Raw genomic sequence first — 18,157 nt, forward strand, 5'->3', positions numbered from 1 at the left:
CTGGCTCCTTAAAAATGATGGACCGTTGCGTGAGGCGGTACGGTGAATTCAATGGTTTTATGGTCGATGGGTTTATGCGTGGGGTCGGCCAGAATTATGGTCACTTTATGCTTCCCGGCGGGTAACCCAACCAGAATGATTGGCTCTCCGCTGGTATCGGCCCAGTGCCAGGGGGCGTCATCGACCACGACATGGATATGGCCGATACGTGGCGTGACCTTCAGCGCATCGGGCCCGAATACCGGCTCGATGCGCAGGTTTTCAGCCCGGTATTGAATAAAGACCGCCCCTTTGCTCAGCGGGCCGGCAAGCGGTGGATCGACAATCAGCTTAGCGGCCGGCTGTGGACGTTCCAGCGGGGCAACAGCGGCAGGGCCGTTGACGTCGGCAGCGCTGAGGTTATCCAGCGGTGCGGCCCAGGAGCAGGTTGCTGACGCCAGAACAAGTGCAGGGAGCAGTAAATAACGACGGATCATCTGAGTCTCTCCTCAATCGGTTTCAAATTCGGTTTTAAACAATGACAGACACAGAAAACCATTTTTATGTATCCGGGATGTTTGCGGGGAACGGCGTTTTGTACCGGCTTGTCAGCGTGGCGCTCCGGATACAGTGGGATACATTTCATCATTTCGCGCGGGGTCGGCACTGCGCACAATCGCTATCGCCAGCCCGGCAATCACCAGCGTCAGCGCGGTGGAAACCCACATTGCGCCGGCGATCCCCAGCGTTTTATTTAGCCATGCATAGGCAAACGGCGATGCCGCGGCCATAAGCTGTGCGGGAATGAGCAGCATGCCGGTACGGCGGGCATAGCTTTCGGCGCTGAAAAGCGTCAGCGGCAGGGTGGCTTTTACTATCGTCATCAGCCCGTTGATGGCGCCGTAGCCCAGCACAAAACCGGCGGCACACCCGACAAACAGCGAGCTGCTTAACCCGATAACAAAGCAGAGCGGCATGGCGAGGGCGGTCAGGAGCGTGAGGTTGAGCGGGGTTAAGCGTGCACCCGCCAGCACCTCCGTGGCGCGTGCGCCCGTCTGGCCAACTCCCCACAGCATGCCGATGGCGACCGGCAGGCCAAAACTGGCAATGAACTCTGGCAGATGGGTGGACGTGCCGTTAGAGACAAAGGTCATGAGGGCAATAAACGTGGCATACCGCCAGCCGTTACGCCGTTCCTCGCGCACGGGCGGCGCGGTAACGTGCGGGGGGGCCGCCAGCCGCTGGTGGGGAAGCGTGCGAATCAGCACCGCACTCAGAAGGCCAAAGAGGGCGTAGATCTGCAATGCGTGTTGCCAGCTCATCACTTTCAGCAGCCCCTCACCCAGCGGCCAAAAAACCGCTGAGGCCAGCCCGCCTGCGAGCGTGATGCGCGAGATCGTTCTGCGTGCCTGCTGGCCGTACAGGTTCACCAGCGCGGCGAACAGCGCATCATACAGCGACAGCCGCATCCCGATACCGGCAACCAGCCAGGCACCGTACCAGCCGAACAGCGTCTGCGTATATGCCATGCCCGCGCAGCTTGCAGCAATCAGTAACGTTCCGCTCATCACCACGTTCTGCCCGCCAGCGTACGCCAGCAGTCGGGCGACAAAAGGGGAGACCATCGCCATTACCAGCATCGCCAGCGTCAGGCCGAGGTAGAGCTGCGGTGATGACCACCCCCGGTCGGCCACAATGGCCTGGGCAAAGGTCCCGGGCATATAAAACGAGATCCCCCAGTTGATAAGCTGATGACAACCTGCCCGGAGGGCGAGGTGACGGGGAAGGGCAGGTGTTTTCATTGTTTTTCATTCCGTTATGCAGTTGTCCTGAGCATAGCGAGCGCGCTATTGTGCTGGCAGGTCAGTCACCTTATGCGCTGTATAAGAGAAACTTTGAATGACAACGCTCAACCTGGGCTATCTCGCGACGTTCCGTCTGGTTATCCAGCGCGGCAGTTTTTCCGCGGCGGCGGACCTGCTGGGCATTTCCCAGCCGGCCGTCAGCCTGCAAATCCGCCAGCTGGAGCAGTTTCTGCAAACCCGGCTGGTAGAGCGTACCGGGCGGGGTATCAAACCCACGGCTGCCGGGCAGGCGTTGCTGGTGCACGGGGAGCGTATTCAGCAGGCGGTGGATGAAGCCATTCGGTCCGTGAGTGAGTTCAGCCACGACGTGAGTGGCACCATTACGCTTGGTACGGGCGCAACGGCCTGCATTCATCTTCTGCCGCCGCTGTTACAGCAGCTCGGACGTGACTATCCGCTTCTCAGAGTGGGCGTGACGACCGGCAATACGCTCGACATCGTCCGGGCAATTGAAGAAAACCGTCTTGATATGGGGCTGGTGACGTTACCGGTGAGCGGAAGAGCGCTCGACGTTACGCCGGTGATGGACGAAGAGTTTGTTTTTATCGCGTCGCTGGACCAGCAGGACGGTTTTCAGCCGTTGACGCCCGCTGCGTTGCACGCGCAGCCATTCATTGCTTTTGAATCAGGCAGCGGCACCCGGGCGCTGATCGACGGCTGGTTTGCGGCCGAGGGGCGAATCCTCACGCCGGTGATGCAGCTGGGCAGCATCGAGGCGATCAAGCGGATGGTACGTGCGGGGCTTGGCTACAGTATCGTGCCGCGTATGGCCGTAGACCTGGCGGCTGACCGCGAAGGGCTATGCGTGATGTCGCTCACCCCCGTGCTGCAGCGACAGCTGGCTGTGGTGATGCGCCAGGATAAAATCCTGAGCAAAGGAATAGCAGGGATAATTCGGATATTACAAAATCCTTCGACGCGTTAGCGATCGGCTGAATCAACGGTCAGGCTGGATTGCTGTGACTGGGCCTTGTCCTGATGGTGATACCAGGCGCCAATAGAGGAGTAAACGAAGCGGCCGAAGAAAAACAGGAAGCTGATAAGCAGTATGATGCGGGTCATCCGGGTGTTGAACTGATGTCGTTTTCGCATACGCGTGGCCTGACTCACTGTGTTTTTCCTGGGCATGCCCTTTTGGGCGACAGGGATATTAAGGCACAGCGGGAAGAGAGGGTCAATTCGCAAATGTGTAAATAACCGTCAATAGTTACATTAATTAATGTTATTGAAATTAATAATTGCATTTACCATATTGATAATATGAAGAAAACTATTTCAAAAAAAATGTAAGAAAGGATCGTTTGAGTAAATTAGTTTGATTTAAGTCAACGGTTTCCCTGGCCTGGTATTTAAAATCCCACCTCCATACTGTTCGCCCCGCACGTTGTCGGGCGGCAGGTACGTCAGGTTGGATGCCTGTCTTCATTTCCCTCTGGAGCGAAAGGGGTTTAAACGGGCATCTATGAACATTATTTCTTTCCTGAAAAACAATAAAGACCGCTGGTGGGCTTTACCGCTTATTTTACCGGTGGGTTTACTGCCTGTATTAAGCGTTGCCAATACCTTTACCCGATTGGGCGATGGTCTGGTGGCACTCTATTATTTACCTCTCTCCTTTCTGCTTTCGGTGATGATGTTTTTTGGTCTGGAAGCGCTTCCCGGCATCGTATTGTCACTGTTCATCCGCTACTACCCGTCGGTTGGGTTGTTCGAAACCATCGCCGGCATTTTTCATTTTATTGTCCCTGTTGTGCTCAGCTGGGGAGGGTATCGGGTGTTTGCGCCCAGACGCAGCATGACGGCTTACGGGGATGTCAGACTGATGGCGCAGCGTATCTTCTGGCAGGCCTTTTGCCCCGCGACGCTGTTTCTGCTGCTGTTTCAGTTTGCCCTCTATCTGGGTGTGTATGAGAGCCGTCAGAGCCTGGAGGGGTTGACCCCGCTTAATATTCGCACGCTGATTAACTATCAGACGCTGCTGGTCAGCGGGCTGACGGGCGTGCCGTTAAGCTATTTACTGATCCGTCTGATTCGCCATCCGCGGTATATCAGAAGTCTTGTCTCGCAGGTGCGAATGCAGATAGACAAAAAGGTGACGGTCATTGAATTTCTGCTGTGGGCCATTGCGCTTGGCGGGCTGCTTACCCTGCTGCTGCTCCCGATGAACGAAAACAGCTCGATTTTCACCACCAACTACACCCTGTCGTTGCTGATGCCGGTGATGCTCTGGGGAGCGATGCGGTTTGGCTATAAGCTGATGTCGCTTATCTGGACCCCGGTGCTGCTGGTGTCTATTCACTATTTTTACCGCTATATCCCTCAACAGTCCGGGTATGACATTCAGCTGGCAATTACCTCTTCCAGCTATCTGGTCTTTTCGTTTGTGGTGATTTACATGTCGATGCTGGCCACCTGCCAGCGCGCCGCGAATAAACGTTCCCGCAGGCTGGCGCTACTCGACCCGGTTGTCCATATGCCGAACCTGCGGGCCTTGTCGCGCGATCTTGCCAAAAACCCGTGGTCGGCGCTCTGTCTGCTGCGCATTCCGGAGCTGGAGGTGCTGGGCCGAAATTACGGAGTGTTGTTGCGGATCCTGTATAAACAGCAGCTGGCGCAGTGGGTCAATGGCACCTTGCAGCCCAGTGAGCGGGTCTATCACCTCACCGGCTGTGACCTGGCGGTTCGCCTTAACGCGGAATCGCACCAGCAACGCATTGAGGCGCTGGACGAGCATATTAAACAGTTCCGCTTTGTCTGGGATGGGATGCCGCTGCAGCCTCAGGTGGGCGTGAGCTACTGCTATGTGCGCTCACCGGTGACCCATCTCTATCTGGTCCTCGGTGAACTGGGGGTAATTGCCGATCTGTCGATTTCGACCAACCATCCGGAAAATCTGCAGCAGCGCGGTGCTGTCCATCTCCAGCGTAGCCTGAAGGACAAGGTTGCGATGATGAGCCGTCTGCAAAGTGCGCTCGACAGTAACGCGTTTACTCTGCTGGTCCAGCCGGTTTGCGGCGTGCGGGGCGATTGCTACCACGAGGTGTTGCTGCGGATGTCGGATGCAAACGGGGCGTTGCTCTCTCCCTTGCAATTCCTGCCCGTCGCCCAGGAGTTTGGCCTGTCGTCGCGGGTTGATTTGTGGGTACTGGAGAACACGCTACGCTTCCTGGCAGAGCATCGGGTACATCTGCCCGGCCAGCGTTTTGCCATTAATCTGGGCCCTTCCACCGTGTGCCGTGCGCAGTTCCCGGCTGAGGTGAGTCGTCTGCTGGCGAAATACGCCGTCGAACCCTGGCAGCTGATATTTGAAGTGACCGAGTGCAGCACCTTCGGCAGTGGTGAGCAGGCGTTACATACCCTCAGGAAGTTGCAAAAAATGGGGGTACGCATTGCGATTGATGATTTCGGTACCGGCTATGCGAGCTACGCGCGGCTGAAAAGCGTGGACGCCGATATCCTTAAGATAGACGGAAGCTTTATCCGCAATATCGTCAACAACAGTCTGGACTATCAGATAGTGGCCTCGATTTGCCATCTGGCGCGAATGAAGAAAATGCTGGTGGTCGCGGAGTATGTCGAAACAGAAGAGATACGTAGCGCGGTTCACGCGCTAGGTATCGATTATGTACAGGGTTATCTGATTGGCAGACCGGTGGCGCTTGAGTCACTGCTGGAAGCAGAGGCGTCGCCGGTCGAGGCCTGAGGGGTTACGCCGCGACGTCTGAGCTCTCTTCTTCGATTTTGAGTAGCCAGCCGGTGACCGCTTCCCAGTACTGCTGTTCTTTTTCCAGATCCAGCAGCACCAGCGCATTCTGGCTAAACCAGTCTGGCGGGAAGCTCAGGGTCCAGTGGTTGTCATCCGTTTTGAGCTTCAGCGTGGGCGGGGTGGTCGTGGCCTGACGCTGGTTATTGAGCAGGACGCCGAGACGCAGCAGCTGAATAAGCGGCAGGAATTGCTTCTTCTTAAACAGCGTGAAGCGCGGCAGATCGTCAAGCTTGATGGCTTTACGATGGTAGCGCACCAGGGTCGCCATCATGGTTTGCTGCTCCTGGTTGAAGCCAGGCAGATCGCTGTTTTGCAGGATATAGGCTGAGTGGCGGTGCATTCCGCTGTGGTTAATATTCAGTCCCACTTCGTGCAGCATCGCTGCCCATTTCAGCAGGGCGGCAAGCTGCGGATGCGCCAGTTTAGGGTTCTGCTCCTGCCACTGGTCGTATATCTGAACGGTTGTTTCCAGCACGCGCTTCGCCTGTTCGCGGTCGATATTGTACTGGTTTGCCAGGCTTTGTGCGGTGCGGCTACGAATATCCTGATGGCGGAAACGGCCTTCCATTTCATACAGCACACCTTCACGCAGCGCGCCGTCGGAAAGACGCAGCTCTTTAATTGCCAGCGCATCAAATACGCCGCACAGGATAGCCAGCCCCGGTACGAATACCGCTTTGCGCTCGTCGGAAAGACCCGGCAGGCTTAAGGCGTCAAAGCTTTTATGTTTCAGCACCTCTTCGGTCAGCAAGGTCAGGCGCTCTGGGGTGATAAACCCATCTTTTTCACCCATCGCCAGCAGCACTTCATGTGCCGCTTTGATGGTGCCCGATGCGCCCAGCGCTACGTTCCAGCCCTGAATACGGTACTGCCAGGCCAGGTTCTCCAGTTTCTGGATAGCGGCCATGCGCGCGCGCTGGAAGTTTTCGCGGCTGATTGCGCCACCCGGGAAATACATCTGCGCAAAGCTGACGCAGCCCATACGACGGCTTTCGACCAGACGCGGCTCAAAATCTTCGCCGATCACCAGTTCTGTAGAGCCGCCGCCGATGTCGATGACCAGCTTGCGTCCTTTTTCCGGCTGAGTGTGTTCAACACCCATGAAAATCAGACGGGCTTCCTCGTTACCGGAGATGATCTCAATGGGGTAGGGGATCACTTTTTCGGCCCGCTTGAGGAATTCAGGCGCGTTCAGCGCCTGGCGCAACGTGTGGGTGCCTACAATGCATACGCTGGAGGGTGAGAAGCCCTGCAGGCGTTCAGCAAACAGCGACAGGCAGTTTAAGCCTCGCTCCATTGCCTCTTCGCTGAGCATGCTGCGCTCATCAAGACCATCCGCCAGGTGTACACGCTGCTTCAGACGACCGATGATCTGCAACGCGCCATCCACCTCACGGGCGATGACCATGTGGAAACTGTTAGAACCAAGATCGACCGCGGCGAATTCCTGCGGGCGTGGGGTCTTATCATTTATCGGCATAGGTTAATCGGGTTGCTCGAGTGATTTGATATAGTCGTAAATCGCCAGTTGCGACCGCACTTTACGGCGATTGCCGCGCGGTACATAGCGGTTACTGAGTTCTTTGTCGATATAGCGTGCTTTCACCGTATCGCTGAACAGAATCTCGATGATATCGAGGATCTGCTGCTTCAGCCGCGGATCCAGGAGCGGTGTCGCGACTTCAATTCGGTAGTCAATATTGCGCGTCATCCAGTCTGCAGAAGAGAGATAGACCTGTTTATCACCCGCATTATCGAAAATATAGACCCGATCGTGTTCCAGGTAGCGGTCAACAATGCTGATCACGCGAATATTGTCGCTAATGCCTTCGAGTTCAGGGATCAGTGAGCACATACCGCGTATCAGCAGATTGACCGGAACGCCGGAGCTGGACGCCGCATACAGACGATCCACCAGTCCTTTGTCGACCAGGTTGTTGAGTTTCAGCGTAATGCCCGACGACAGCCCTTTCTGGGCATTGGCGATCTCTTTATCGATCATGTCGTACAGCAAGCGGCGTGAGTTCTGCGGCGAGACCAGCAGATAATCGAAGCTGACCGGGCGGTACGGGTTCTCAATAAAGTTGAACACCCGGCGAACCTCGTTAGTGATGCGTGCATCGGCAGTCAGCAGCGAGTAGTCGGTATAAATTCGCGCGGTTTTTTCGTTAAAGTTCCCGGTCCCGATGTGGGCATAACGCACCACGTCCTCCCCCTCTTTACGGGAGATAAGGAACAGCTTGGCGTGAATTTTCAGCCCAGGTGCTGAGAAGATAACGTGGACACCGGCTTCCGTCAGACGGCGCGCCCAGTGAATGTTTGCCTCTTCATCGAAGCGCGCCTGCAGCTCAACCACCACGGTCACTTTTTTGCCGTTGTGCGCCGCATGGATCATCGCGTCGATGATGCGGGAATCTTTTGCCACACGGTAGATGTTGATTTTGATCGCCAGTACGTTCGGGTCGAACGAAGCCTGACGCAGCAGTTCCAGCACGTGTTCAAACGTATGATACGGATAGTAGAGCAGGACATCGCGCTCGCGAATGGCGTCGAAACCGTTGCGGAATTTATCGAACCAGAGATGGCGCAGACGCGGCAGCGGTTTGTTCACCAGATTGGCCTTGCCGACGTTCGGGAAGCCAATAAAGTCTTTAAAGTTATGGTAACGACCGCCCGGCACGATGGAGTCATAGCGAGAAATGGTCAGCTTGTCGCGCAGCATTTCCACCATGGCATCTGGCATATCGCGCTGATAAACAAAGCGCACCGGCTCCGCCGTCAGGCGCTGTTTCAGGCTGGATGACATCAGCTCCATCAGGCTGGCTTCCATCTCGTGCACCAGATCGTATTCGGCGTCACGGGTCATCTTCATGGAGTAGGCGTTTAACGCGTCGTAATCGAAGAAGCCCTTGAAGATGTCGTCCAGGCAGTAACGCAGGATATTATCGAGCAGGATCATTGGCTTGCGTCTGCGCGGGGTTTCCGGCGGCAGGTTCACAAAGCGCGGCACCTTATCGGACGGGATCTCAAGCAATGCGTAACGAATCGTGTCGCCACGAATAATTTCCACCGCGAGGTAGGTGTAGTCATCTTTCAGGAACTGCACCAGATCGGTTTCGCGGTTGATCAGAATAGGGGTAATGTGCTGGCGCAGGTAATGTTTGAAATAGTGGCGCAGCCAGGTTTGTTGGTTAACAGAAAGCTGACGTTCGTTAATCAGGAAGATTTGATTGCGTGCCATTTCCAGCAGCAGTTCGTTATACAGGCCGTCAAACTCCTGATCGGCTTTCAATACGCGCGACTGAATTTTGCCCAGCAGATGGCGCGAGTGAGAGTTTAAGCCCTGTTCTTCGCTGATGATGATTCGCCGTTTCAGTTCGGCAAAGCGAACCTTGTAGAACTCATCCAGGTTGTTGGAGTAAATCCCCAGAAAACGCATACGCTCGATAAGCGGGTTACTTTTGTCTGCCGCTTCCTGGAGTACACGTTCGTTGAATGCTAACCAGCTTAGCTCTTTCTCGATATATAACTTTTCCTGACCCATTACAGCTCACACTCCAGTTCAATCACAGGACGTGGTAAATCCGTCTCGTCCTTATTATGGCGAGCATTTCCACGATATGTCCAACAGTGCCAGAAAAGTATGACAGTTATTTTTTTTCTGGGGGATTTTAGAGGGTTGGGGGAAGGGCATGTCGGGAAGCGCGGTGCTCACCCGACAGTGAAGACCACAGGCCCGTGCAGGCGTCGCGCCGCCGGGCACATCAAACAAACTACTCGTCAGCGGCATAACCCTGTGCAGGGAGCCTGACGCCGTCCAGCCAGGCGGCACCGTCGCGCATCTGAAGACGCCCGTCAACAAACCAGCTTACCACCAGAGGATAAATGGCGTGTTCCTGCGTCTGCACGCGTTCGGTAACGTCGTCTTCGCTGTCACCTTCAAAGACCGGCACCTTTGCCTGCAGGATCACCGGCCCGCCGTCCAGCTCGTCGGTAACGAAATGCACGGAGGTACCGTGCTCCTCATCGCCGTTTTCCAGAACCTGACGATGGGTGTGCAGGCCGGGATACTTCGGCAGGAGGGAAGGGTGGATATTCAGCAGACGACCAGCGTAGTGCCCGACAAAGGCCGGGCTCAGGATACGCATATACCCCGCCAGCACGACAACGTCAGGCGCGTAGGCATCAATCTCCTGAACCAGTTCCCGGTCAAACGCTTCACGTCCGGAGAACTGGCTGGCTTCCAGCGCGTGCGCGGGAATGTTTTCTTCCCGGGCACGTTCAAGGCCGAACGCGTCGGCCTTATTGCTGAATACTGCCCGAATGGTGCCGTTGATTTTCTTCTGTTTGCAGGCGTCAATTATCGCCTGCAAATTGCTTCCGTTACCGGAAATGAGCACCACAATGTTTTTCATTCAATGACCACACGCTGTTCGGAATCGGATGCTTTGATAATACCGATTTTCCACGCGTTTTCACCTTTGTCGGTCAGCAGCGTAATCGCCTTATCCGCTTCGCTTGCTGGCAGCGCGATAACCATGCCCACGCCACAGTTAAAGGTGCGGTACATCTCGTGTGAGCTCACGTTGCCCGCAGTCTGCAGCCAGTTAAAGACGGACGGCCACTGCCAGGACGATTCGTCAATCACCGCCTGGGTGTTGTCCGGCAGGACGCGCGGAATGTTTTCCCAGAAGCCGCCACCGGTCAGGTGGGCAATGGCGTGCACGTCAACCTTCTCGATCAGCTCCAGCACGTTTTTCACGTAGATGCGGGTCGGCGCCAGCAGATGGTCAGCCAGTGGCTTGCCATCAAGCTCGGTGGTCAGTGGATCGCTGCCGCTCACGTCGAGGATTTTACGCACCAGAGAGTAGCCGTTCGAGTGCGGGCCGCTGGAGGCCAACGCGATCAGCACATCACCATCAGCCACTTTACTGCCGTCGATAATTTCTGATTTTTCTACTACGCCAACGCAGAAGCCTGCGACGTCATAATCTTCGCCGTGATACATACCGGGCATTTCGGCGGTTTCACCACCGACCAACGCACAGCCAGACTGCAGACACCCTTCGGCAATGCCGTTAATGACGCTTGCTGCGGTATCCACGTCCAGTTTTCCGGTCGCGTAGTAATCCAGGAAGAACAGCGGCTCTGCGCCCTGAACCACTAGGTCGTTAACACACATCGCGACCAGATCGATACCGATCGTGTCGTGACGTTTTAAATCCATCGCCAGGCGCAGTTTCGTCCCTACACCATCAGTACCCGAGACCAGAACAGGTTCACGATATTTTTGCGGCAGTGCGCACAGTGCGCCGAATCCACCCAGACCACCCATCACTTCCGGGCGGCGGGTTTTTTTCACCACACCTTTGATTCGGTCAACCAGCGCATTACCTGCGTCAATATCAACACCGGCATCTTTGTAGCTGAGAGAAGTTTTGTTGGTCACGGCTCAAGTCCCCACGCGATTGCATAGCTAGTAAGAAAAATCGGCGCAATTCTAACAGTCCAGGCAAACGTTTGCGAGCCTATTCTCGGCGAGAGGATTTTTTTTTCAGCAGGCCCTGCGAATGCGCCTAAAGTTGAGTCTGTTCACGAAAATGAAACCGGTTTCGGTTTTCTCCTTGCAACAGAAAGCCCCTTTGCACATCATCAGAATGAAACCGGTTTCTGTAATTGTTTTTGCAGAAAATAACGCAGAATGAGGGAAAGTGTATGTCTGGATTCAAAGCAGATTTTCTGTGGGGCGGTGCGGTCGCAGCGCATCAGCTGGAAGGGGGCTGGAACGAGGGCGGTAAAGGGATCAGCGTTGCCGATGTGATGACCGCCGGCGCGCACGGCGTGCCGCGTGAAATCACCAACGGCGTGCTGCCAGGGAAAAATTACCCTAACCATGAAGCCATCGATTTCTACCATCGCTATAAAGAGGACATCAAACTCTTTGCCGAGATGGGCTTCAAATGCTTCCGTACCTCCATCGCCTGGACGCGTATCTTCCCGAAAGGGGACGAGCTGGAGCCTAACGAAGCTGGCCTGAAATTCTATGACGACCTGTTTGACGAGTGCCTGAAGTATGGCATCGAGCCGGTTATTACCCTTTCCCATTTCGAGATGCCGTTCCACCTTGTCACCGAATACGGTGGCTGGCGTAACCGTAAGCTGATCGACTTCTTTGTTCGCTTTGCGGAGGTTGTGTTCAGACGTTACCAGCATAAAGTGAAGTACTGGATGACCTTTAACGAGATCAATAACCAGGCCAACTTCCACGAAGACTTTGCACCGTTTACCAACTCCGGTCTGAAGTACGAGCCGGGCGAAGACCGCGAGCCGGTGATGTTCCAGGCGGCACACTATGAGCTGGTGGCCAGCGCCCTGGCGGTGAAGGCCGGGCGCGACATTAACCCGTCGCTGCGGATCGGCTGCATGATTGCCATGTGTCCAATCTATCCGCTGACCTGTGCCCCGGACGATATGATGATGGCGATGAACGCCATGCACCGTCGCTACTGGTTCACCGATGTCCACGTGCGCGGCAAGTACCCACAGCATCTGCTTAACTACTTTGCTCGTCGCGGTTTCACGCTGGATATCACAGAAGAAGATAACGCGGCGCTGATGCAGGGGTGTGTCGATTACATTGGCTTTAGCTATTACATGTCTTTCGCCACCAAAGCGACGGCGGATAACCCGGAGCTGGATTACGACGAAAGTAAGAGCCTGGTCTCCAACCCGTACGTGCAGAAATCTGACTGGGGCTGGCAGATTGATCCGGTGGGCCTGCGTTACTCCCTGAACTGGTTCTGGGATCACTATCAGTTGCCCCTGTTCATCGTGGAGAACGGCTTTGGCGCCATCGACGTGCAGGAGAGCGACGGTTCGGTGAATGACCAGTACCGTATTGATTACCTTGCCGCGCACATCCGCGAAATGAAAAAAGCGGTGGTCGAAGATGGCGTTGATCTGATGGGGTATACCCCGTGGGGCTGTATCGACCTGGTGTCTGCCGGAACGGGTGAAATGAAAAAACGCTACGGCTTTATCTTTGTCGACAAAGACAATGAAGGTAACGGTACCCTGAACCGCAGTAAGAAGAAGTCGTTTGACTGGTATAAGCAGGTGATAGCCAGCAACGGCGACACTCTTTAATTCCAGCAGAGTAAAAACGCAAAAAGCCGGAGCTTGCCCTCCGGCTTTTTTGCCTCTAAAACACTTTGCTTGATGTACGTCAAGCAAGTTGGGTATGGTGCAATCCGAAAAAAGCGGTATAATCCCGCGATTTTTTTGCGGTTGCCCCCTCAGAGGAGAAAGAGAATGAAGATTGTGGAAGTGAAGCACCCACTCGTTAAACACAAGCTGGGCCTGATGCGTGAGCATGACATCAGCACGAAGCGTTTTCGCGAACTGGCTTCTGAAGTCGGCAGCCTGCTGACCTATGAAGCGACCTCTGACCTGGAAACGGAAAAAGTGACCATCGAGGGCTGGAACGGCCCGGTTCAGGTTGAGCAGATCAAAGGTAAGAAAATTACCGTTGTGCCCATCCTGCGTGCCGGCCTCGGCATGATGGAAGGCGTGCTGGAGCACGTGCCAAGCGCGCGCATCAGCGTGGTCGGGGTCTACCGCGACGAAGAGACCCTGGAGCCGGTACCGTACTTCCAGAAGCTGGTGTCTAACATCGACGAGCGTATGGCCCTGGTGGTTGACCCGATGCTGGCGACCGGCGGTTCAATGATTGCCACCATCGACCTGCTGAAAAAAGCCGGTTGCAGCAGCATCAAAGTGCTGGTGCTGGTTGCTGCACCAGAAGGTATCGCGGCGCTGGAAAAAGCGCACCCGGACATCGAACTCTATACCGCGTCTATCGACCAGGGGCTGAATGAGCACGGGTACATCATCCCGGGGCTTGGCGATGCCGGCGATAAGATTTTTGGTACTAAATAATCGAATAACGATAATGAAGCCGACTTTGATAGTCGGCTTTTTTTTGAATAAAACGCCAACAACAATACTACTCAGAGGAAAACACTATGACGCGCCGTGCTATCGGGGTGAGTGAAAGACCGCCGCTTTTACAGACAATCCCGCTTAGTCTGCAGCACCTGTTCGCCATGTTTGGCGCAACCGTGCTGGTGCCAATCCTGTTTCACATTAACCCGGCTACCGTGCTGTTGTTCAACGGTGTGGGTACGCTGCTTTACCTCTTTATCTGTAAAGGCAAAATCCCTGCCTATCTCGGCTCAAGCTTCGCCTTTATTTCACCGGTTCTGCTGTTGCTGCCGCTGGGGTATGAAGTGGCGCTGGGCGGCTTCATTATGTGTGGCGTCCTGTTCTGCCTGGTCTCTTTCATTGTGAAGAAGGCCGGTACCGGCTGGCTGGACGTTATGTTCCCGCCTGCCGCAATGGGGGCCATTGTCGCCGTCATCGGTCTGGAGCTGGCGGGCGTAGCGGCCAATATGGCCGGCCTGCTGCCTGCTGACGGGCAGTCACCGGATTCCAAAACTATCATCATCTCGATGGTGACACTGGGCGTAACGGTATTTGGTTCCGTGCTGTTCCGCGGTTTTATGGCGATTATCCCGATCCTGATCGGTGTGCTGGCGGGGTACGCGCTCTCCTTCGTGATGGGCGTTGTTGATACCACGCCTATTGCTGAAGCGCACTGGTTCGCACTGCCAACCTTCTATACCCCGCGCTTTGAATGGTTTGCCATTTTCACGATCCTGCCCGCGGCGCTGGTGGTTATTGCTGAGCACGTAGGTCACCTGGTGGTGACGGCAAACATCGTTAAACGTGACCTGATCCGCGACCCGGGTCTGCACCGCTCGATGTTTGCCAACGGCCTCTCTACCATTATCTCCGGTTTCTTTGGTTCTACGCCTAACACCACCTACGGTGAGAACATCGGCGTGATGGCGATTACCCGTGTCTACAGTACCTGGGTCATTGGCGGCGCGGCAATCATCGCCATCCTGCTCTCCTGCGTGGGCAAACTGGCGGCGGCTATCCAGATCATTCCGGTACCGGTAATGGGAGGCGTCTCTCTGCTGCTGTACGGTGTGATCGGCGCGTCCGGTATTCGCGTGCTGATTGAATCCAAAGTGGACTACAGCAAAGCGCAAAACCTGATCCTCACCTCCGTGATCCTGATCATCGGCGTGAGCGGCGCGAAGGTGCACATCGGTGCGGCTGAACTGAAAGGCATGGCGCTCGCGACCATCGTGGGTGTGGGCCTGAGCCTGATCTTCAAACTGATCTCCGTCCTGCGCCCGGAAGAAGTGGTGCTGGATGCCGAAGACAGCGAAAAAGCGTCACATTGATCGTAAAACCGGGCGGACGATCCGCCCGGTTCTCTCCTTGCACGTTCCGTGCTAAACTCACCGCCGATTTTATGTAAGATCTGGTTGAGGTACTTCTGAACGGACCGGCACAGCTCTCTCTGCCACTCTATCTCCCTGACGACGAAACTTTTGCGAGTTTCTGGCCGGGTGATAACCCCTCTTTACTGGCTGCACTGCAAAACGTGCTGCGTCAGGAACACAGCGGATACATCTATATCTGGTCACGCGAAGGCGCGGGGCGCAGCCACCTGTTGCATGCCGCCTGTGCGGAGCTTTCCGCGCGGGGTGATGCGGTAGGCTATGTGCCGCTGGATAAACGTACCTGGTTTGTGCCTGAAGTCATGGAGGGAATGGAACATCTCTCACTGGTCTGCATCGATAATATCGAATGTGTGGCGGGGGATGAGCCATGGGAAATGGCGATCTTTAACCTCTATAACCGCATTCTGGAGTCGGGGAAAACCCGGCTGCTGATCACCGGCGATCGTCCGCCGCGCCAGCTGAATCTGGGGCTGCCGGATCTGGCTTCCCGTCTGGACTGGGGGCAAATCTACAAGCTGCAGCCGCTGTCGGATGAAGACAAACTTCAGGCGTTACAGCTGCGCGCAAGATTGCGCGGCTTTGAACTCCCGGAAGACGTGGGGCGTTTCCTGCTCAAGCGCCTGGACCGGGAAATGCGCACGCTCTTTGATACGCTCGATCAGCTCGATCGCGCCTCGATTACCGCGCAGCGCAAGCTGACCATTCCTTTTGTGAAAGATATTCTGAAGCTGTGATGCGCTTTTCTCCCTCTGCCTGGCGCAGAGGGAGAACCAGTGCCACTGGCTAAAACTCACCTGTCTTCCAGCAAATGCTCAACCAGAAGTGGAATGGGTCTGCCCGAGGCCACGCTTTTTCCGTTTTCACGCCACAGCGCCGTGCCGCTAATATCCAGATGGGCCCAAGGAATGGTCGGCGGGCAAAAATGGTGTAACAGCCAGGCCGCCGATGCGCTGATCGCCGCATTATTGGGTGGGGTATTGCACAGGTCGGCGATGGCGCTGTCGGTCTGTTTTTTTAACCGTGCATCCAGCGGCAGGGACCACACCTCATCACCGCTCCGTTTCCCCGCGTGGGTGAGCGCCTGACGCAGCGCTTCGTCCTGCGTCATTAACCCACTCAGCTCGTACCCCAGCGCTTTCACGACGGCACCGGTTAAAGTCGCCATATCAATAATATAGCGAGCCTGCGGATGACGCTGGCTGGCCCAGGCGATCGCATCCGCCAGTACCAGCCGGCCTTCGGCATCGGTATTGTTGATTTCAACCGTGATACCGTTGCAGGCGTTGGCCACCGTGCCCGGCTGCATTGCATCCGGTCCTATGGCGTTTTCCGCCAGCGCCAGTACGCCCATAATACGAACCGGCAGGCCGAGTTCTGCCACGCTCAGCATCAACCCGAGCACGTTCGCTGCCCCGCACATGTCATATTTCATGGTGTACATGCCCGCGCCTTCCTTCAGCCACAGGCCACCGGTATCAAACGTTATGCCTTTGCCCACGTAACAGCGTACCGGGCCATCAGCGATGCCGTTATAGTGAATGGCCAGCAGCCGCGGTGGACAGGTCGCGCCTTTACCGACGGCATGCAGAAGCCCCAGTCCCTGTTCAATAATTTGCTTCTCATCAAGCACTTCACACCGCAGGGCGGGGAAGGCGGCGCACAGCTTTTGCGCTTCGTCGACGACATACTGCGGCGTACAGCGATCGGACGGCATATCCGCCAGACGTCGCGCGGCGACCATTCCTCGGGCAATGGCCTGCTGTTGCTGGAAGAGAGCGTCCAGCCTTTCACGCTGTTGCGGATGACACAGGGCGGTGACATGGCGAAGGCGAACGCTTTTGCCATCGGTTTTCTTAAGCTGCAGATCGCGAAGGTCATGCGCCTGGTTAAAGAGAAAACGCAGAACCTGCGTCAGTACCACCTCGTCAATATCCGTGACATCCAGTACCACATCGGCGCTGACCGGGGCTGCCAGCAGTGGACGGAGGGCGGTGAGTAACCCTTCTGTCAGACTGTCCTGCCAGAGCGCATCCGGCAGCAGCGTGATTCTGGCAAACGGAGCACAGCCAAAGCGGGTATCCGCGACGGTGCTTTGTTCACGCATTTCAGCGATGAGTGCGGTGTCCGGCAGTAACGCGCAGGCGGCCCGGGCAATAAGATGACTCTGGGGCTTTGCGTCTGCAAGGGCGGTGATAAGCTCAAAGGTAATCATTGTGACTCCTCAACTGGCGCGCGGATCCGCGCGGCATAGGCCTGCATCCATTCCTCATCCACGGGCTGATAGTGCGTTTTTTCCCGCAGGCGCTCGGCGCGAAATACGGTGAGAGGCTGGCGGGCCGTTGCCACCACAAATGAGAAGGTTTTGATGTTGGTTGCGGCGCCGAATTCGCCTTTATTATTCATGCACACCACCGAGAGATCGCCCGCGCGGCCAAAGTGCGACATCAGTTTGTCTTCCAGTTCGAAGACCACCGAGTCCGCCGCCTGCTGCGGTGACATGCCCTGTGCCATGCGGCGAACAATTTCGTAGCTGGTGCAGCCTTTCATCAGGTCTTCCCCCACGCCGGTGGCGGTGGCGGCACCGGTTTCACTGTCGCAGTAAAAGCCGGAGCCGATAATCGGCGAGTCGCCAATACGGCCGCGCTTTTTCATAAACAGACCGCTGGTGGAGGTCGCCACGCTCATCGACCCCCTTTTGTCGAGGCCAATAATCCCGACGGTGTCATGCCCATCGTACGGGCTTAAGCCTTTGTCCAGCGTCTCCCGGCAGCGCTTACGGTAATGCTGCATCGCGCGGTCGGTAAGCATGGTTTTGTTGGCAAACCCCTGACTCAGCGCCCATTCGCGCGCGCCCTGGCCGACCAGCAGGCTGTTATAGCGCTGGCGGCTTAGCGCATGGGCGACACGCACCGGGTTCGCAATATCAACCAGATCTCCCACGGCCCCAAACGCAAGCGTATCGCCATCCATATACGCCGCGTCCAGTTCGACTTCGCCATTTTCGGTTGGCAGCCCGCCGTAGCCGACGGATTTATACAACGGGAAGTCCTCGACGGCAGCAACGGCATCGACCACCGCTTCTGCTACCGGTTTCCCCGCAGCCAGCGCAGACGCAGACTCCGTGACCCCTTCAAGCGCCATTCGCCAGGTTGCGATAATTCCCCACATGC

Annotated in this window: 15 protein-coding genes; 6 read left to right on the forward strand and 9 right to left on the reverse strand. The window is 56.0% G+C overall.

Annotated elements, in window-relative coordinates; translation table 11 throughout:
- Positions 1 to 8: 8 nt before the first annotated feature.
- Both BJ887_RS02270 and BJ887_RS02275 read right to left on the reverse strand, forming a co-directional pair.
- Positions 9 to 476 (reverse strand): DUF6130 family protein, encoded by a 468-nt coding sequence (locus tag BJ887_RS02270; RefSeq protein ID WP_020883054.1) that lies wholly within the window; start codon positions 474 to 476, stop codon positions 9 to 11.
- Positions 477 to 587: 111 nt separating this feature from the next.
- Entirely contained in the window at positions 588 to 1,781 is a 1,194-nt protein-coding gene (locus tag BJ887_RS02275) for an MFS transporter (RefSeq protein ID WP_121339159.1), read from the reverse strand.
- A 97-nt stretch (positions 1,782 to 1,878) separates the two neighbouring features.
- Here BJ887_RS02275 and BJ887_RS02280 point away from each other — a divergent pair, with 97 nt between their 5' ends.
- Positions 1,879 to 2,769: a LysR family transcriptional regulator gene (locus BJ887_RS02280; RefSeq protein WP_040018114.1), complete on the forward strand. Its 891-nt coding sequence runs from the start codon at positions 1,879 to 1,881 to the stop codon at positions 2,767 to 2,769.
- Here BJ887_RS02280 and BJ887_RS02285 read toward each other — a convergent pair.
- Entirely contained in the window at positions 2,766 to 2,936 is a 171-nt protein-coding gene (locus BJ887_RS02285) for a YfgG family protein (RefSeq protein WP_020883056.1), read from the reverse strand. The two genes, BJ887_RS02280 and BJ887_RS02285, sit on opposite strands and share 4 nt — an antisense overlap.
- A 370-nt stretch (positions 2,937 to 3,306) precedes the next feature.
- Between BJ887_RS02285 and BJ887_RS02290 the strand changes: the two genes are divergently transcribed.
- Entirely contained in the window at positions 3,307 to 5,547 is a 2,241-nt protein-coding gene (locus BJ887_RS02290; RefSeq protein ID WP_078774689.1) for an EAL domain-containing protein, read from the forward strand.
- A gap of 4 nt (positions 5,548 to 5,551) precedes the next feature.
- Here the strand turns inward: BJ887_RS02290 and ppx are convergent, their stop codons facing one another.
- The 4 genes from ppx to purM form a co-directional block, all read right to left on the reverse strand.
- Positions 5,552 to 7,090 (reverse strand): exopolyphosphatase, encoded by a 1,539-nt coding sequence (gene ppx / locus BJ887_RS02295; RefSeq protein WP_020883058.1) that lies wholly within the window; start codon positions 7,088 to 7,090, stop codon positions 5,552 to 5,554.
- 3 nt (positions 7,091 to 7,093) lie between these two features.
- Positions 7,094 to 9,154 (reverse strand): polyphosphate kinase 1, encoded by a 2,061-nt coding sequence (ppk1, locus tag BJ887_RS02300; RefSeq protein ID WP_014171133.1) that lies wholly within the window; start codon positions 9,152 to 9,154, stop codon positions 7,094 to 7,096.
- 229 nt (positions 9,155 to 9,383) lie between these two features.
- Positions 9,384 to 10,025, reverse strand: a complete 642-nt coding sequence (purN, locus tag BJ887_RS02305; protein ID WP_014171132.1) for a phosphoribosylglycinamide formyltransferase — start codon at positions 10,023 to 10,025, stop codon at positions 9,384 to 9,386.
- The gene (purM, locus tag BJ887_RS02310; protein ID WP_014171131.1) at positions 10,022 to 11,059 is read right to left on the reverse strand and encodes a phosphoribosylformylglycinamidine cyclo-ligase; all 1,038 of its coding nucleotides are present in this window, start codon (positions 11,057 to 11,059) and stop codon (positions 10,022 to 10,024) included. The genes purN and purM overlap by 4 nt, the downstream gene beginning before the upstream one ends.
- A 266-nt stretch (positions 11,060 to 11,325) precedes the next feature.
- Between purM and BJ887_RS02315 the strand changes: the two genes are divergently transcribed.
- From BJ887_RS02315 to BJ887_RS02330, 4 genes are all read left to right on the forward strand, one after another.
- On the forward strand, positions 11,326 to 12,756 hold the full coding sequence (locus BJ887_RS02315) for a 6-phospho-beta-glucosidase (RefSeq protein WP_025203484.1): 1,431 nt from the start codon (positions 11,326 to 11,328) through the stop codon (positions 12,754 to 12,756).
- 165 nt (positions 12,757 to 12,921) lie between these two features.
- The gene (gene upp / locus BJ887_RS02320; RefSeq protein WP_020883061.1) at positions 12,922 to 13,548 is read left to right on the forward strand and encodes a uracil phosphoribosyltransferase; all 627 of its coding nucleotides are present in this window, start codon (positions 12,922 to 12,924) and stop codon (positions 13,546 to 13,548) included.
- Positions 13,549 to 13,634: 86 nt separating this feature from the next.
- Positions 13,635 to 14,924, forward strand: a complete 1,290-nt coding sequence (uraA, locus tag BJ887_RS02325) for a uracil permease (protein WP_014171128.1) — start codon at positions 13,635 to 13,637, stop codon at positions 14,922 to 14,924.
- 95 nt (positions 14,925 to 15,019) lie between these two features.
- On the forward strand, positions 15,020 to 15,721 hold the full coding sequence (locus tag BJ887_RS02330; RefSeq protein ID WP_212479862.1) for a DnaA inactivator Hda: 702 nt from the start codon (positions 15,020 to 15,022) through the stop codon (positions 15,719 to 15,721).
- 56 nt (positions 15,722 to 15,777) lie between these two features.
- Here the strand turns inward: BJ887_RS02330 and BJ887_RS02335 are convergent, their stop codons facing one another.
- Both BJ887_RS02335 and BJ887_RS02340 read right to left on the reverse strand, forming a co-directional pair.
- Positions 15,778 to 17,199, reverse strand: a complete 1,422-nt coding sequence (locus tag BJ887_RS02335; protein ID WP_063924712.1) for a M17 family metallopeptidase — start codon at positions 17,197 to 17,199, stop codon at positions 15,778 to 15,780.
- Complete coding sequence (locus tag BJ887_RS02340) at positions 17,196 to 18,155, reverse strand: N(4)-(beta-N-acetylglucosaminyl)-L-asparaginase (protein ID WP_113656118.1); 960 nt, start codon at positions 18,153 to 18,155, stop codon at positions 17,196 to 17,198. Before BJ887_RS02340 ends, BJ887_RS02335 begins: the two co-directional genes overlap by 4 nt.
- Positions 18,156 to 18,157: the final 2 nt, after the last annotated feature.

It is taken from the genome of Enterobacter sp. WPR_3_1 (assembly GCF_003635055.1).
Taxonomy (GTDB): Bacteria; Pseudomonadota; Gammaproteobacteria; order Enterobacterales; family Enterobacteriaceae; genus Enterobacter; species Enterobacter ludwigii.

Excerpts from the sequence above, each read along its gene's own strand:
- BJ887_RS02290 (WP_078774689.1), top strand. The coding sequence starts at position 3,307 with ATGAACATTATTTCTTTCCTGAAAAACAATAAAGACCGCTGGTGGGCT.
- BJ887_RS02335 (WP_063924712.1), bottom strand. The coding sequence starts at position 17,199 with ATGATTACCTTTGAGCTTATCACCGCCCTTGCAGACGCAAAGCCCCAG.
- purN (WP_014171132.1), bottom strand. The coding sequence starts at position 10,025 with ATGAAAAACATTGTGGTGCTCATTTCCGGTAACGGAAGCAATTTGCAG.
- BJ887_RS02315 (WP_025203484.1), top strand. The coding sequence starts at position 11,326 with ATGTCTGGATTCAAAGCAGATTTTCTGTGGGGCGGTGCGGTCGCAGCG.
- BJ887_RS02280 (WP_040018114.1), top strand. The coding sequence starts at position 1,879 with ATGACAACGCTCAACCTGGGCTATCTCGCGACGTTCCGTCTGGTTATC.
- BJ887_RS02270 (WP_020883054.1), bottom strand. The coding sequence starts at position 476 with ATGATCCGTCGTTATTTACTGCTCCCTGCACTTGTTCTGGCGTCAGCA.
- BJ887_RS02275 (WP_121339159.1), bottom strand. The coding sequence starts at position 1,781 with ATGAAAACACCTGCCCTTCCCCGTCACCTCGCCCTCCGGGCAGGTTGT.
- uraA (WP_014171128.1), top strand. The coding sequence starts at position 13,635 with ATGACGCGCCGTGCTATCGGGGTGAGTGAAAGACCGCCGCTTTTACAG.
- upp (WP_020883061.1), top strand. The coding sequence starts at position 12,922 with ATGAAGATTGTGGAAGTGAAGCACCCACTCGTTAAACACAAGCTGGGC.
- ppx (WP_020883058.1), bottom strand. The coding sequence starts at position 7,090 with ATGCCGATAAATGATAAGACCCCACGCCCGCAGGAATTCGCCGCGGTC.
- ppk1 (WP_014171133.1), bottom strand. The coding sequence starts at position 9,154 with ATGGGTCAGGAAAAGTTATATATCGAGAAAGAGCTAAGCTGGTTAGCA.
- BJ887_RS02285 (WP_020883056.1), bottom strand. The coding sequence starts at position 2,936 with ATGCGAAAACGACATCAGTTCAACACCCGGATGACCCGCATCATACTG.
- BJ887_RS02340 (WP_113656118.1), bottom strand. The coding sequence starts at position 18,155 with ATGTGGGGAATTATCGCAACCTGGCGAATGGCGCTTGAAGGGGTCACG.